Raw genomic sequence first — 14510 nt, 5'->3', positions numbered from 1 at the left:
CGCATTCTGCATTTTAGTTGCGACCGTACGTTTCTGATCATGCGGTTTGGGTCGAATATTGCGGTACATTGCATCTGTTGATCCGCAAGCCCTGATACTTTCAGTGCGAGCTGCCGCAGTTACTAAGCAAGCGTTACGCAGGGACGACGCGCGGGGGGACACTTACGGAGTGACCCGTCTTGAAAATTTACGTCGAGAGGTGCGAGGGACAGATCGGCGGCTAAGCCCCAAATCTACGTGGACATCGATTGTGGACCTGGTTGGGAGCGCCGCTCCCTGAGAGCAAGGTACGACGAAGCGTCGAAGTTTTACCGTCAAGGCGGGTCCATGCTCATTTCAGGCGAAATGAGTGTGATTTCTCGGCGATTGGGCAACGCTGCGTGGGATTTCGCTGCTTCGGGTAATTCATCTTGATGCGCTCCGAAATGCGCGGCGGTAGTCCGACAGCGTGCTACTTCGATGCTTCAGGAACACTCGCGCTAGCACTTTTTCTGACGAATAACCGACTTCTGATGCGATGACGGAGACTGGAACTTCAGTCGACTCGAGCAGCTCGCAAGTTCGTTCCATCCTGAGCCGCGTGAGGTAGACCCGCGGTGGCACCCCAACAGTTTGTTTGAACATGCGTGCGAAATGAAAAGGCGAAAGCCGGGCCTCGTTCGCGAGGTCATCTAGACCGATGTCTTCGGCAAGTCGCGCTCTCATCATGTCAAGGCAGCGACGTTTCGCCCAAGGAGCTAGACCTCCCCTGGCAACCGTTATAGGCTGACCACCCAATTGGCAAAGTTCAGCAAGTATCTCGCAACCGGCAGCTCTGGCTAACAAGCGAGATGGTGCTCCCTCTTGATCGCATATCGCCCATAGGCTGCGAAACGTTGTTTGTAGCAGGGGCGAAGATAGCGTTCCCCCATAAATCGCCGCACGCTCGAATGAGAACCCGCCATCGGTGGCCTCGTCTATTACGTCCCGCCACTGAGCCATGGGGAATGACAGGCTTCGAACCTGATGACTTCTGTTCAGCATAATTCTGTTGGCAAAATTTGGGGCGGATAGAAAGAAACTTTGCGCGCCACTGCTTACGTCAAATTGTCCTCCTCCCATATCGCCGCTTACGCGATTGCCGCCAAGCACATCTTGATACAGGACAAGATCCGGCACGGACGGATGCGACATGTCGCCAGCTGGCGGCGCCGCTTCGAGCATGCTCAGAAGACCTCCGGGCGATTTCAGTGATCGCAAATAGTTAGAGAGCCTACCTTCGCTATACCATTGTGGAAAAGACGCAAAAGTACGGGGTGTCATGGTGTCATCTCCAGCCGACAAACACTCTCTTCAAACCGGGACCGTATTCTCCACTGCAAACTGGTCGAGACGTGTCGGCCGGCCTCGGCAACGTTGGCTATCCTAACGTATGGAACCACCGCATTCCGGCGCGGCACCTGCTTCGGCGTTGCCAATCTTGCGATTATTTTGGACAAGCGCCCAAGAATTCGCCGCTTAAGCATAATTGGCAACATTCGATACGCCTCAGCTCATAAGTGACAATTTATCGCGGTTTTCGATGTTCGCGGCGGTAATCGGTCGGGGTCGTATTCCGATGTTTGAGAAAAACTCGGGCAAGCACCTGGCTAGAGGAATAGCCAACTTCGAATGCGATTTCTGTAACCGGGAGATCCGAATACCGGAGTAATTCACATGCCTTGTCCACGCGTAGTTGCGTTAAAAAAACCCGTGGGGGAACCCCTACGCTCTGCTTGAACATTCTGGCAAAATGGAAAGGCGACAGCTTCACTTCCGCTGCTAGCTCGACGAGGCTTATATCCTCTGCGAGCCGCATCCGCATTATCTCTATGCAACGCCGCTCCGCCCAAGGCGCTAAGCCGCCATTTGCGGGGGAGAATGGGGCGCGGTGCAGTCGACACAACTCCGCCAGTATTTCGCACCCAGCTGCTTGCGCTAGCATTCGCGACGGCGCCCCCTCTTCGTCGCCTATCCGCCATAGCTGCCGAAATATCGAATGGATCAAAGGTGAGCGGAAGCATCTACCGTTATAAAGCTTCGAGCCCGTCAGTGAGAAGTTGCGATCCGCAGCCCAGTCGACAACCATTTGCCAGTACTCAATTGAAAAAGCGAGCGCGCGAGTATGATGCTCAGCATCGACGGTAAGCTTGTAATCTGCATTAGGTGGGGCGAGATAGAAGCCTCCTTTGAGGCTCGTCCCGGCAAAGGGTCCGCCGCCAAAATCGCCGCACAAGTGTAAGCCGCCGACCAAATCTTGATTTAGAACCATACTCGGCAACGCCATCCGAGAAAGATCTCCTTTGGGTCGGATGGCCTCCACCATGTCAAGCTTTGTGCCCGCCGACTTAAAAGTCAGAATATGCGGAGCAACGCTGCCTCTCTTGATCCAGTCAGCCCAAGTTTTGAAGGTCGGAGCCGTCATGACTTTTTCCTTACGGGATTCAAAAGCTAAATGCTCAAAACCGCCGGCCACTCAGACTGTGCCATCGCCGTGCTGAAATGTGGAGGATCACGACGGTTGACGGAATAGGGTTACATGTCGCATCATCCCGGACATAATGTCGTCAGTCCTTTCCATAGAGTCCCTTAGTGGCTTGGTCGCTTTTTCAGTTGCCGTGGAAACCGGGAGTTTCGCGGCCGCGGGGAGAAAGCTTGGGCTGTCTTCATCGGCCGTTGGCAAATCGGTGGAACGGCTTGAAGCGCGTTTAGGGCTGCGATTGCTCAACCGGACGACACGGTCCCTGGCTGTGACCGGTGAAGGCGACGTTCTTAATCGATACGTCGCGCGCATCTTGAAAGATCTACAAGATGCAGAGCAAGAGCTTCATCTGCTTCAAGCTGCGCCGAGAGGTCGCCTCAAAGTGAGCGTACCGACCGTGTTGGGGCGCAAGGTCATCATGCCGGCGTTGAGACATTTCCAGGCCAAATTCCCGGATGTTACAACTGACATTTTCCTCGATGATGTGAAGGTCGATATCATCGAAGGCGGCTACGACGTGGTCCTCCGGCTTGGTGAGTTGGACGAATCGACGTTGCGGGCGCGGAGGATTGGTCCCCATACGTTCACCACCTGTGCTTCCCCGTGTTATCTCACTCGGTCTGGCGTCCCGCAAGATCCGGCGGATCTTCAGAAACATGATTGCATTTTTTATCGTTTTCCGACGACCGGCCGTCCGGAGATATGGGCGTTTAAGAGCTCCAGTCAGTTAAAGCCGATTAAACCCGCTATCATTTTGAACGATGGCGAGGCACTTGCATCCGCAGCGCTTGGTGGTTTGGGGATTATTCAAGTACCAAGCTATCTCGTCAAAGACGACATAGCGGCCGGCCGCCTTCAACCCGTTCTTGAAGACTACACAGAAGAGCGAGGCAGCGTTTCGCTTGTGTGGCCTCCGATGTCTGCGCGGGCTCCAAAGGTTCGTGCTTTCATTGATTTTATGGCTGAACGGGTCTTCAACGAGCTGTACTGACGAGTACAACACCGTGTTATGCATACTGTGCAGCAAGACCTCGTTATCGCGGTCCGTCGTAGTATCCGCACCGCATACCGCTACGGGTAGGCTTTTGTCTGAGCGCCAAAAGCAATAGGCGCATCAGTCGATTTAATACCCTTATAGAAATTGGGCGGGACGCGGGTGTTTCGAGAACAAGCGAATTATCAGGCGTTTATCGAGATGATATTGCGTGTCGGTAGTTCGAGTCCCTTCAAGGCGGAGACGACCGGCAGGGCCCATGCAGATGCGGGGCTTGGTTTGCATCTGCATGGGCGATGTGGATCAGCCATTCATCCGAGTGGCTATGCAGCTTCCCAAACCTGATTGAGGATTTTCGCCGCAAGTGCCGCTTTGTCCTGCGGCAGGAAGCGACCGTAGTGTTGCTGAACGACATCCGGTGTGTCCTGGATGGCATAACTCGCCTGCTCGTATGACCCGGTCTGCTTTAGGATATGGGTTGCCAGAATATCCCGAAGATTATGCGGTCCGTGCGGCAGCAGGCCCTTGATGGCTCCGCGGCCGGTATAGGGATTGTAGATGCCGTAGCGTTGGATCACTGTCCGCCATGCTTCATAGAATTTGGTGGAATCGTATGCCGCGTCCAGACTGGTCGTCTTCACCGTCTTGACGAAAAAGGTGCCGGGATCTTTCGCTGAACCGAGCAGCACACCGCGATGGCGATCGATATAGGCCTCAAGATATTTGTAGAGGTCGAGCAAATCCGGCAGGATCAGGCGAAACGGCTTTTGTCCGAAGAATGATGAGCCTGAGTTCTTGAAGGCGATTGATGGGATGAGGACCTCCCATCCGTTTTCCCGATCGCTCCAGCGCAATTCACCGCATTTCATATCCTCCAGCCGCCGCTCTGATGTCGGAAAATGCCCACGCGGGCACAAACGAAGCTGGCGAAGGTTCTTTTGTCGAAGCCCAAGATGAAGACCCAGGCGAAGCAAAAGGAAAGAGCGGACCGCTTCGGCTGCTGCTCGAGGATAGCGATCTTCATCCGGCATGCGCTTCAGGATTTCATCTGTAATCTTGCGGTACTCCGACAATGGGCTGTCTGCCTCAAGGATCACCATGATCGGCTCGAACGGATCGCGATGCACGCGCATGACACGCTGGATTTCCTTCGAGCGATTGGCAGCGTGCCGGTGGAACGCATCGCAGGCGCCGTGCCAGTCACGCCTCGCAAATTCTATCTCCTCCGGCGCGATCAGCCCTTCGATTGGCTGAACCTTCTTCAGGAGCTCCGGATGCTGGCGGATCCAGCCCACCTCCGCCCGCGTGAGAGCTTGCGCCACCATCAGCATGTCTTCTTCCCACTTGGTGTAGAAGCCGCGGCGCTGCTCCCGCCATTGGAGGTACCAGTCCCAGACGCCCGGGAAGATCAACAGGCCAAAGGTTAGTTGGCGGAGCGGCACACCGCGCCCTTTGACGACGCTGGCGGGTGAGGCAGCGAGGGCACCGAACATGAGGCCGAGATGCTCGACCTTCTGGGATGCGGTTTCCTCTCCCCAAACTCCATTTCGTTGGAAGCCGATTGCGGTCAGCGTCGATGTCTTGAAGCGGATCAGATCGGCCATCTCCATAGCCAACCGCGGCGGCGCATCGACGACGGCGGACAGGAGATCAGGATCTTCAAAGGCCTCGGGATTGTGACTCGTGCTGTCCGGGTTTATTTGTGGTCGTGGAGACAGGGTGCCTACGCCATAGGTGATGCCTGGAAACCGAATTGCATAACGCTGTTTGATTGCCGCCGCCTGGTAGCGACGATAGTCGGTTGAGCCCGAGATGATGAACCGGCGCACCCATTCGATGATTTCCTCCCGCTTGGAGAACGGCAAGCTGCTGAAATTATCCGGAAGATGCCATGCAAGTCGTCGCCGCTCCGCAGCGCTGATGTCGCCCATATCATGGCCGTATAGGGAGCGGGATTGGTGCGGCAGCTTCCCTTTGAAATACCCCTGTCCCAGTCGGTAGCGCCGCTCTATACGGGACAGGATCTCGAAGCTCGTCAAAGATCGCGGCACGCGCTCGCCCTGAACCCACGACAGCAAAGTCTTGTCATCGAACGTCTCGCCCAGGCGAACGACGGCGCGGTAGAGTTGCCAGTAGCTCTCGCCGAACCGGCGCATGTGATAAACGAGCGCATCGTTAAAGCTCGCCGGATCATCGGTCGCCTCAAACAATGGCTCAGGGAATGGACTAATTGGTTTCGGTTGTGGTCCCCTCTGCACTGACGAAGAGGTAGCCGGGGTCTTGTCGGAGAGGATCTGTCGCGGTCTGGAACGCGTCGCAGTTTCCACCTTGCGCCGAACGGTATTGCGCGATTTCGTGCGTGTTTTCGTCGACTGTATGTCATCGGCGGCAGGCGGTTCTCCGAGCCAGCGGATAATCGCGTCCAGTCCCGGACGGAGCGCCTTCTTCAAATCGGCTGTCAATTGGTTTTCGATCCCGCATGCCTCGCCAATGGCCGTCCAATCCATACGGCCACTAACGATCGGTGGTGGCCGGCGGTGGATGACAAGACCAACGAGATAGGGCCGAATGCTTTCCAGAACTCGCTGTGAGGCGATTGGCGCGATGCGCACCTCGCAGAAATCCGAGATTTTTCGTTGAAAGTGATGAATTGAAAGATCGTGTGTTGCCATGCTCTTATTCCATATCTCTCGAATACCGGTGTCGAGGGCGGGCGGGAATAGGAGTGGACGTTTAACAAATGGTATTGCCGCAGCGGCGAGCTTTTGGGGCTAGGCTCAGGTTCCCAGATTTCAAATGAAGCATCATGAGCCTCATGCTAAAGGTTGCAGATGGGATTCGGGGTTTTCATTCACCGGTCAGATTCGATTTACGACGATAGCCCGGCTGAACAATACCAGTTCCCGGGTCAGTATCTCGGTCGTGTCCACGCCTGTGTAGGTGACTGGATCGTCTACTACGAGCCTCGGAAAGTCGCAGCGACCCGCGGCTATTTTGCTGTCGCCAAGGTTGAACGGGTTATTCCTGATCCGAAGGCCCCCGGCATGTATCTGGCGCTGATCGAACAAGGCAGCTATCTCGACTTCATCAATCCCGTTCCGTTCAGCGGACCAGACGGTGTCATAGAGCGAGGCGTGCTGAATGAAGAGGGCCGCATTTCGGGCAGAGCACAGGCCGCAGTCCGGCCGATATCCGCAGCAGATTTCAACCGCATCGTATCTATTGGCATAGACGAGCATGAGCCTGAACTGCCTCGGCTGGATGAGCCGGGGGTGACGCATGCGGTCGATGGATTTGCAGATGAAGCTCAAGCGCCGTTCATGTTCGAGCAGGAGCGCGACCGGGTTACGCAACTCTCGTCGCGGATCGTTCGAAATCGGCTGTTTCGCCGCCTCGTTCTTCACGCTTATGACAAACGATGCGCCATCACGGGATTGAAGCTCATCAACGGTGGTGGCCGGGCAGAGGTCGACGCCGCACATATCCGGCCGGTGGAAGCGAGCGGGCCTGACATTCTTTCCAACGGAATTGCTCTTTCGGGCACCGCACACTGGATGTTTGACCGCGGTCTGATTGGCCTTTCGGACGATCTTGATATCCTGGTATCGCGTCAGGCGAATGATCCTGACAGCATTCAAGGACTCCTCAACAAGACCGGGAAGGCGATCGTGCCTAGCAGGGTTTTCGAGAGGCCACATCCCCAGTTCCTGAGATGGCACCGTGAGAACTGTTTCAAGCAGTAAACATTTGGGTAGTCCTGCGGTGATGTGGATTCATCCCGATCGGTTCTATTTCAGTCAGTTGGCGCCAGTAATCCTAAAATCATCCCGATCGGTTCTTTTGTCTTCCTTTTGCACCATCTGATGATATAATCATCCCGATAGGGGTGATTATGGAAAAGATCAAAGATACGAAAAGCCTCGGCATGCTAATCCGTCAGGAGCGCAAACAGCAAGGGTTAACCCAGGAGCAACTCGCCGGGGTGATTGGTGTGGGGGTACGTTTTCTGCGTGAACTCGAGGCCGGCAAAGAGAGCTGCCAGATTGGCCGTGCGATGCAAGTCTTGGCCGGTCTTGGCCTTCTTGTTTCGGTCGGGCGTCGCCAGGGCCCGCGATCATGACCCGGGTATTGGACGTCTATTTTCGCGACACCAAGGCGGGCGTACTCGGCCGGCTTGACGACGGCCTGCTGACTTTTGCCTACGATGGCGCGTATCTCCTGGACCAACGATCGCGTGCGATCTCGTTCTCGATGCCCCTGCAGGAAGAAGCCTTCGGTGATCAGGTGGTGCGCCCGTTTTTCTCCGGTCTCTTGCCTGACGAAGGCGCGCGGCAACGCCTCGCTGGGGCGCTCGGCCTTTCGGCAGGCAATGCCTTCGGACTACTGGAAGTTATCGGGGGCGAATGCGCAGGTGCCTTGTCACTCTATCCGACCGGCACGGTGCCCGAACCTCCCGGCCAGTCCCAAGCCGAAATTCTCACTTCGGAACGTCTGGATGAAATTCTCAGCAGGCTGCGGACCCGGCCTTTGCTTGGCGGAGACGAGGGCATTCGCCTATCGCTCGCCGGCGCGCAGGATAAACTGGCGGTCATTGTCGATGGAGATTCCATTGCCTTGGCAAAAGACGGCAGACCAACGACCCATATCTTGAAACCAGTCATCCAGGCTTTGGAAGGCACGGTGGAGAACGAGTATTTTTGTATGCGGCTGGCTGCTCGCCTCAAGCTGCCGGTACCCCATGTCGAGATACGCCTAGCCCGGGCGACTGCCTTTCTCCTGGTTGAGCGTTATGATCGGACGAAAGCTGCAGACGGTATCATTGAGCGCTTACACCAGGAAGACTTTTGCCAGGCCCTTAGCGTCCCGCCGGAGCTGAAGTATGAGGCCGAGGGCGGACCGGGGACAGGACATGCTCTCGGGCTGATCGACCAGGCCTGCGCTAGACCTGTCGCGGATCGGTTGCAATTCATCCGCATGCTGATCTTCCATTATCTCGTCGGCAACGCCGATGCCCACGGCAAGAACTACGCCCTGCTTTATGGCTCCGATGAACCGGATCTGGCACCGATCTACGATGTCGTTTGCACGGCCGTTTATCCTCGCTTGTCAAAGAGGCTCGCCATGAAGATTGGCGGCCGCGATGTGCCCGACACGATCCAGCTGAAGCATTGGGCGACACTTGTGCCCGAAACCAAATCTTCTCAGCGCATCCTTGTTCGCGACCTTGCCCAAATGGCGGAAAGGATTGTGAGCGAGGCTGATATCCTTCTTGCAGAGTTGGCAGACGAGGGGATCAATCATCCCATCCTGAGCGCAATTCGCAAGGTCATCTCAAGCCGGGCTGGTTCATTGCAGAGAGTCACGCAGCAGGTATCTTAAGTGTTTGAATGGTCGCGGATATCTAGCGCTTTGTCCTTCGACCAACGGGCCGGCGGTTCGTATCCCTTCAAGAGCTAAATTCCTTGAGAGATAAATCCGAACAACCTGGCAAACATATATTCATCGGCTAACAGCTCGGAGAAAGAACGACACCCCCAGTCTTGGCTGTCGTCCTCTCTCGATTGCCTGCTCGCTTGGTTGCCTGGAAACCATCCGCTTTGCAAAAAGGCCACTGGACGATTAGCGCAGGCTTAGGGGAGTTCACCCAGCGGTGTCTGACTGTCTGGCTTTCGCGTATCAGATTAGGCTTTCTAGCCTGCAGCTTCCAGGATAAGCTCCGCGACCTCGCCCGGGTGCGAGATCAGCGAGAGATGGCTGGCTTTTATTTCGATTGCCTTTGCGTCCATGCGTTTGGCGAGAAAGCGCTGCAGATCCGGGTTGATCGTGCGGTCCTCGCTCGACACCGCATAATAGCTGGGCTTGTGGCGCCAAGCGGCTTCGGTAACTTTGCCTGAGAGTAGTGCCTTCCGGAACGGATACTGCGTTGCGTAAAGCACTTCGGCACGAGCCCTTGGGATATCGCCGGCGAAGTCCTCAAGGAACGCCCTCTCGGTTAGCCTGCCTTCCTCGCCGTCGAAAACAATACCGGCAGATGCGGGAGGTGTAGGATAAGTCTTGGCCAATGCGGCGAAGTCCTCGTTCGCATCTGGGGCACGGGCTGCGATATATACGACAGCGGACACATGCGGATGCATACCTGCCTGCGTTACGACCATTCCGCCGAATGAGTGCCCGACAAGGACGGTTGGGCCGTCCTGCCGCGCCAGCACGCGCTCGGCAGCCGCAATCGACTCGGGTAGGGTGGTCAGAGGGTTCTGGACCGACGTGATATTCAGACCTTTGGGCTGTAGCCTGGATATGACCTCGCTCCAGCAGGAGCCATCGGCGAAAAGCCCGTGGACGAAGACGATGTTGCGGGTCTTTTGTGGGCGGGCAATCGCTGGTGCGGCCATGCTGTTGGTTGAAACTAGCGATGCCGCCGCACCGGCAAGCAATGCAGTTGAAAATTTGCGTCTGTTCATGATCATCCGGGACTCCTTTCGTGATAAAGCACATGCTTCGGGGGAGTCTTTCGATGCCGAGTCCTCGATATTACACTGTCACGATTATGTGATCGTTGGGCAAAATCGGAATATTTTCGAAATGCCACGTAATAACAGGTCTCGTCCAACGAAGTTACGGATGCATGGACACACGGGAAGACAGATGGGCGAAAGCGATGCGGGCCGAACGTACTGGAGATAGTGCTGCCTATGAAGCCTTTCTTCGGGACTTCGCGTCTTCGGTGCGCAGGATCGTCGAAGCACATCTGCGGCGCATGCGCTTCAGTCTCGCAGAGGTAGAGGATGTCGTCCAGGAGGTGTTGATCGCCGTTCACTCCCGTCGCAATCAATGGGATACGCAGAGGGCTCTGCTTCCCTGGCTGAATGCAATTGTGCGCTACAAGATCATTGATGCAAGCCGGCGCCTAGGACGGGATGCACGCGTGCGCATTGATCTGACCGAGGAGGAATGGGCTGGCATCTTTTCTTCGGAGGCGTTCGATCCGGAGCGCAATCCGGCAGATGTCGAGAAACTCATTTCTGCCCTGCCTCGTGGCGAACAGGCTGCTGTCCGCGCCATCGGTCTTCAGGGCGCATCGACCAAAGATGCGGCAGAACGGCTCGGATCAAGTGAAGGGGCGGTGCGGGTCGCGTTCCATCGCTCCTTAAAGAAACTGATGGTTGCCGCGCGGAGAAAAGGCTTCGACCATGGATGACACCCAACGGCTGACGGGGCGGACCGACGATCTGATCAAGGGATTGGCAACGCAGGCAGGAAAACGATCGTCGGCAACACCCAGTCTCTCCATTGTCCTTGCCGCTGCCATGGTCTTTTCGATCTTGGCGGCAACTGGCGTGGTTCTGCTGATTGCCGGGGCGCGTTCAGATCTCGCGCGGATCTTGCCGACCTGGACGTTCCAGTTCAAAGTCATCGGCGTGGCGCTTATCGCAGCTGGCGCGTTTCAGCTCGCTAGGACCGTGGTACGACCGGGCCGGGCGCTTCGTGCGTTGCTGTGTCTTGCTCCAGGCGTAGCGTTCCTGCTTGCCGGAGCATTGCTCGACCGGAGCGGCTTTCCATTGCTTGGGGTTCACACTTATTCGGTGTCAAGTTGTGCAGGCATCATCATTATGGCTTCCATTCCTGCGTTGGCTGCTTTTCTTGCTGCCATGCGGGCAGGAACGCCTACGCGGCTTGGCCGAGCAGGCGCTGTCGCGGGTTTGCTCGCAGGTTCCGTCGGTGCCCTTGCCTATACGATCGCTTGTCTCAACGATGGCGCTGCCTTCGTCGCAATATGGTATTCGGTTGCTATCGCGTTCGTGACTGCGTTGGGAGCGGCTACTGGCCCAAGATTGTTGAGGTGGTAGCTGGCTGAGGTCGGCAATGGATGCAACGTCCCCCACACATTTCTGGGATACGGCAAAGAAGGAGCCCCGGACATCGGCATCAATTCCATGCGATGTCGTGTCGCGTGCAGATGATCGTAATTTGATAAGCCAGACCGATATTCCGAGGTAGGGGTAAAGATGTCGATTTTCGACCAATGACAGAGCAAGAAAAATGAGCAATTTCACACGCAGCGTAACCACACCTGCACGAACAATTTATCCCCCACAATCCATTAGCGTAGAAGCCCAGGCGTCGCTGTCACGCCTGGTAGACGAGGACGGCAGCCCGATCAACGCGCGGTATGAAATGCCGTCCCCAGAGGATTTTTCAGGCTGGATGGCGATCAAAGCCGCAGTAGATGCGCATTACGCCGCCGCGGCAAAAGATCTTGCAGGGAGTTTGCAGTCCACAGTCGAGACAATTGTAGTCGAACAAGCAACGATCCATGTCGCGACGCCGCACAGATCGTTTCATGAGCGTAGCGCACTCATCGACCTGCATGGCGGCGCATTGGTGTTCGGAGGCGGAGAGGCCTGTCGCGTCAGTGCGAGACGCCAAGCTCACCAGCATGCCGTTCGATGCTACGGCGTCGATTACCGGATGCCGCCCGAGCATCCCTATCCGGTCGCTCTTGATGACTGCTTGGCCACGTACCGTCATGTGTTGAACGGTCATTCTCCCGAGAAGGTGGTCATCCTGGGGAGATCGGCAGGCGGCAATCTCGCGACTGCCATGCTGCTACGGGCGAGAGATGAAGGCATGCCAATGCCCGGCAGATTAGTCTTGCTCTCTCCACAGGTTGACCTCACCGAATCGGGCGACAGTTTCCAAACAAACCAGATGCTTGATCTGGTTCTGCCTCGCCCGCTTAGATCAAGCAACCTGCTCTACGCTGGTGGTGCAGATCTTTCCAATCCCTATCTATCGCCACTCTTTGGCGATCTGCGGGGCTTCCCGCCGACATTTCTCCAGACCGGCACGCGTGACCTGTTCCTATCGAACACGGTGAGGATGCATCGAGCCTTGCGAAAAGCTGGCGTGGAAACAGAATTGCACGTCTTTGAAGCCATGCCCCATGGTGGCTTGATGGGTGGGACGCCGGAAGACCAGGAACTCGAAGCGGAGATCCACCGGTTCGTCATGGCAAGCTGGAACTGAGGCGGGGAACCAGACAGGTTTGACGCAGCTCCTCTGTTGTCCTGCTACAGCCCTGGCCACATTCCGCCGTCAAGTCGGAGGTTTGCTCCTGTGATATAGCCGGCACGGGGGCTCGAGAGAAATGTAATCGCATCCGCAATCTCCTCGAGGGTTCCAACCCTTCCTAGGGGCACCTCAGCAAACATTGGCAGGATTTCTCTCTCTACGTCATTCCAGGCGGCGTCGATGGCCACGCCCCTCTCAATGGCTTTCTTACGAAATGTGGTATCCAAACTGATGCTATGCACCGTTCCAGGCGACACGGTGTTTGCGGTGATGCCGTGTGCAGCAACGTCTTTTGCGAGCGACGCCGTCATCGCGATCATGGCTGCTTTGGCGGCAGAGTAGTCCGGTCGACTTGCAGGCGGCATCAGGGCCGCCAAGCTTGAGATGTTTATGATCCGACCCCACCGCGACGCTTTCATTGCGGGCAGAACGAGCGAGATGATCCTCACAGATGCGAGCACGTTCCTGTCATAGACAGCCGCCCATGTCTCAGAGTTCGTTGAGGTCCAATCCTCTGCCGGGGCAGATCCGCCGGCATTATTGATCAGGATGTCGATCGACCCTGCTGTAGCCTTGGAATCCCTAACAAGACGGTCAACCTGATCCGACACTGTCAGGTCACCGACTACCGCGAATGCCCGACCTCCAGAGGATATGATGTCATGCGCGACTTCCTCCGTTTTCATTCGGTCGCGACCGTGGACAAGAACGGTTGCCCCTTCCTTTGCGAGGCCTCTGGCCACACCCTCGCCAATTCCCTTGCTGCTTCCCGTGACCAGCGCAACCTTGTTCTGGAGTTGTAAGTCCATGATATTTGATCCGTGTTATCGTCTTCTGCAGATATGAGGTTCGTTGATGAAGCAGGCAATTACGCACTTTAAAGTGCCTGTCGAGGACAGGGCGACGTGTCTCGGAGCCGACGGTTCTGTCTTTCATGTCAGCAGGGTGCTTCGGATGATCACAGGACGCTGGAAACTGCCGATCCTTTTCCGGTTGTTCGCCGAACCATCATTGCGGGCATCGCAGTTCATGAGAGACATACCTGGGATATCCCAGAAGATGCTAACGCAACATCTCAGGGAACTGGAAATTGACGGCCTCATAATCCGACACGACTTTCAAGAGCAGCCTCCTCGAGTCGAGTACTCGCTGAGTTCAGCAGGCCGCGGGCTTATGCCGATTTTGATGGCGGTCAGGGAATTCTCTCGGGACTATCCTGTCGATCGGCGTTGCTAACTAAGTTGGGTGCTGAATGTTTGCCGCGTCATCCCGAAAATATCGCTTGCATTATGGACCGAATGGTTCCATATAGTCTCCATGGTCAAGCGTACTCAAATATCCGCGTCCGTTGGTCGCCCTAGAGAATTTGAACTCGATGAAGCAGTTCGAAAAGCAATGCACGTATTTTGGGATCGTGGATATCACGAAGCATCCCTTCCCGACTTGCTTGAGGGTATGAAACTTTCCAGAGGCAGCTTTTATAAGGCTTTCGTCGATAAGAGAGGCGTCTATCTGCGCGCCCTCGACGCTTACATTGAGGACGCCGTTCGCTCGGTCGGTGAAGCGCTTCATTCCAATCCGTCGCCCAAAGCCGCGATTTTAGAAGCTTTTTCTCAACAAGTGGATCAAGCATCGGGAAAGGAAGGTTTGCGTGGATGCTTTGTCGTCTTTGCAGCCGTCGAGATGCTTCCAGAGGATAAAGAGGTCGCACCACGTATTTCCCGGCTGTTCCGGCGGCTGCAAGATCTTTATGCGGCGGCGATAATAAGAGCGCAGGCCTTGGGCGAAATCGATCCCGAGCTGGATGAACGAACGCTTGCCAGGTTCCTCGTGTGTCAGATTCAGGGCATGCGGGTCCTTGCCAAAGCAGGAGCGGATCGCGCTGAGACGAGGGCCATGGTCGAACTGGCGCTAAAGGCGCTTGGCTGACTTCAATTTGGAACC

General features: G+C 56.1%; 14 protein-coding genes. 9 read left to right on the top strand and 5 right to left on the bottom strand.

Annotated features, from left to right (window positions below; translation table 11 throughout):
* Nucleotides 1-405: 405 nt before the first annotated feature.
* Nucleotides 406-1302 (bottom strand): AraC family transcriptional regulator, encoded by an 897-nt coding sequence (locus tag QSK43_RS07435; protein WP_060727482.1) that lies wholly within the window; start codon nt 1300-1302, stop codon nt 406-408.
* A gap of 244 nt (nt 1303-1546) precedes the next feature.
* Entirely contained in the window at nt 1547-2443 is an 897-nt protein-coding gene (locus tag QSK43_RS07430) for an AraC family transcriptional regulator (protein WP_080865299.1), read from the bottom strand.
* 172 nt (nt 2444-2615) lie between these two features.
* Between QSK43_RS07430 and QSK43_RS07425 the strand changes: the two genes are divergently transcribed.
* Nucleotides 2616-3491, top strand: a complete 876-nt coding sequence (locus QSK43_RS07425) for a LysR family transcriptional regulator (protein ID WP_236731850.1) — start codon at nt 2616-2618, stop codon at nt 3489-3491.
* A gap of 326 nt (nt 3492-3817) precedes the next feature.
* Here the strand turns inward: QSK43_RS07425 and QSK43_RS07420 are convergent, their stop codons facing one another.
* Complete coding sequence (locus QSK43_RS07420) at nt 3818-6166, bottom strand: hypothetical protein (protein ID WP_332302893.1); 2349 nt, start codon at nt 6164-6166, stop codon at nt 3818-3820.
* Between the two features lie 159 nt (nt 6167-6325).
* Between QSK43_RS07420 and QSK43_RS07415 the strand changes: the two genes are divergently transcribed.
* From QSK43_RS07415 to QSK43_RS07405, 3 genes are all read left to right on the top strand, one after another.
* Nucleotides 6326-7237 carry an HNH endonuclease gene (locus tag QSK43_RS07415; RefSeq protein ID WP_332302892.1) on the top strand — a complete coding sequence of 304 codons (912 nt, stop codon included), beginning with the start codon at nt 6326-6328 and terminating at the stop codon, nt 7235-7237.
* 149 nt (nt 7238-7386) lie between these two features.
* Nucleotides 7387-7614 (top strand): helix-turn-helix domain-containing protein, encoded by a 228-nt coding sequence (locus QSK43_RS07410; RefSeq protein ID WP_062590678.1) that lies wholly within the window; start codon nt 7387-7389, stop codon nt 7612-7614.
* On the top strand, nt 7611-8873 hold the full coding sequence (locus QSK43_RS07405; RefSeq protein WP_092990774.1) for a type II toxin-antitoxin system HipA family toxin: 1263 nt from the start codon (nt 7611-7613) through the stop codon (nt 8871-8873). Before QSK43_RS07410 ends, QSK43_RS07405 begins: the two co-directional genes overlap by 4 nt.
* A gap of 311 nt (nt 8874-9184) precedes the next feature.
* Here QSK43_RS07405 and QSK43_RS07400 read toward each other — a convergent pair whose 3' ends face one another.
* Entirely contained in the window at nt 9185-9961 is a 777-nt protein-coding gene (locus tag QSK43_RS07400; RefSeq protein ID WP_105431426.1) for an alpha/beta fold hydrolase, read from the bottom strand.
* 158 nt (nt 9962-10119) lie between these two features.
* Between QSK43_RS07400 and QSK43_RS07395 the strand changes: the two genes are divergently transcribed.
* The 3 genes from QSK43_RS07395 to QSK43_RS07385 all read left to right on the top strand — a co-directional run bounded on the left by QSK43_RS07395 (nt 10120) and on the right by QSK43_RS07385 (nt 12521).
* On the top strand, nt 10120-10692 hold the full coding sequence (locus tag QSK43_RS07395; RefSeq protein ID WP_332302891.1) for a sigma-70 family RNA polymerase sigma factor: 573 nt from the start codon (nt 10120-10122) through the stop codon (nt 10690-10692).
* Nucleotides 10685-11341, top strand: coding sequence for an NrsF family protein (locus QSK43_RS07390; RefSeq protein WP_092990772.1), 657 nt, complete (start codon nt 10685-10687; stop codon nt 11339-11341). Before QSK43_RS07395 ends, QSK43_RS07390 begins: the two co-directional genes overlap by 8 nt.
* 193 nt (nt 11342-11534) lie before the next feature.
* Complete coding sequence (locus QSK43_RS07385) at nt 11535-12521, top strand: alpha/beta hydrolase (RefSeq protein WP_105431424.1); 987 nt, start codon at nt 11535-11537, stop codon at nt 12519-12521.
* Between the two features lie 44 nt (nt 12522-12565).
* On the opposite strand, the gene QSK43_RS07380 is transcribed toward QSK43_RS07385, so the two are convergent.
* Complete coding sequence (locus tag QSK43_RS07380; RefSeq protein WP_131586771.1) at nt 12566-13375, bottom strand: SDR family NAD(P)-dependent oxidoreductase; 810 nt, start codon at nt 13373-13375, stop codon at nt 12566-12568.
* A 46-nt stretch (nt 13376-13421) separates the two neighbouring features.
* Here QSK43_RS07380 and QSK43_RS07375 point away from each other — a divergent pair, with 46 nt between their 5' ends.
* Nucleotides 13422-13802: a winged helix-turn-helix transcriptional regulator gene (locus QSK43_RS07375; protein WP_131586769.1), complete on the top strand. Its 381-nt coding sequence runs from the start codon at nt 13422-13424 to the stop codon at nt 13800-13802.
* Nucleotides 13803-13883: 81 nt separating this feature from the next.
* The gene (locus tag QSK43_RS07370) at nt 13884-14495 is read left to right on the top strand and encodes a TetR/AcrR family transcriptional regulator (RefSeq protein ID WP_244529431.1); all 612 of its coding nucleotides are present in this window, start codon (nt 13884-13886) and stop codon (nt 14493-14495) included.
* The last annotated feature ends 15 nt before the right edge of the window (nt 14496-14510 follow it).

Source organism: Rhizobium sp. GR12 (assembly GCF_036596185.1).
Taxonomy (GTDB): Bacteria; Pseudomonadota; Alphaproteobacteria; order Rhizobiales; family Rhizobiaceae; genus Agrobacterium; species Agrobacterium nepotum.
This window is presented reverse-complemented; position numbering and strand designations above follow the sequence as displayed.

Excerpts from the sequence above, each read along its gene's own strand:
- QSK43_RS07400 (WP_105431426.1), bottom strand. The coding sequence starts at position 9,961 with ATGATCATGAACAGACGCAAATTTTCAACTGCATTGCTTGCCGGTGCG.
- QSK43_RS07380 (WP_131586771.1), bottom strand. The coding sequence starts at position 13,375 with ATGGACTTACAACTCCAGAACAAGGTTGCGCTGGTCACGGGAAGCAGC.
- QSK43_RS07420 (WP_332302893.1), bottom strand. The coding sequence starts at position 6,166 with ATGGCAACACACGATCTTTCAATTCATCACTTTCAACGAAAAATCTCG.
- QSK43_RS07370 (WP_244529431.1), top strand. The coding sequence starts at position 13,884 with ATGGTCAAGCGTACTCAAATATCCGCGTCCGTTGGTCGCCCTAGAGAA.
- QSK43_RS07390 (WP_092990772.1), top strand. The coding sequence starts at position 10,685 with ATGGATGACACCCAACGGCTGACGGGGCGGACCGACGATCTGATCAAG.
- QSK43_RS07410 (WP_062590678.1), top strand. The coding sequence starts at position 7,387 with ATGGAAAAGATCAAAGATACGAAAAGCCTCGGCATGCTAATCCGTCAG.
- QSK43_RS07415 (WP_332302892.1), top strand. The coding sequence starts at position 6,326 with ATGGGATTCGGGGTTTTCATTCACCGGTCAGATTCGATTTACGACGAT.
- QSK43_RS07395 (WP_332302891.1), top strand. The coding sequence starts at position 10,120 with ATGGACACACGGGAAGACAGATGGGCGAAAGCGATGCGGGCCGAACGT.
- QSK43_RS07405 (WP_092990774.1), top strand. The coding sequence starts at position 7,611 with ATGACCCGGGTATTGGACGTCTATTTTCGCGACACCAAGGCGGGCGTA.
- QSK43_RS07385 (WP_105431424.1), top strand. The coding sequence starts at position 11,535 with ATGAGCAATTTCACACGCAGCGTAACCACACCTGCACGAACAATTTAT.
- QSK43_RS07430 (WP_080865299.1), bottom strand. The coding sequence starts at position 2,443 with ATGACGGCTCCGACCTTCAAAACTTGGGCTGACTGGATCAAGAGAGGC.
- QSK43_RS07435 (WP_060727482.1), bottom strand. The coding sequence starts at position 1,302 with ATGACACCCCGTACTTTTGCGTCTTTTCCACAATGGTATAGCGAAGGT.
- QSK43_RS07375 (WP_131586769.1), top strand. The coding sequence starts at position 13,422 with ATGAAGCAGGCAATTACGCACTTTAAAGTGCCTGTCGAGGACAGGGCG.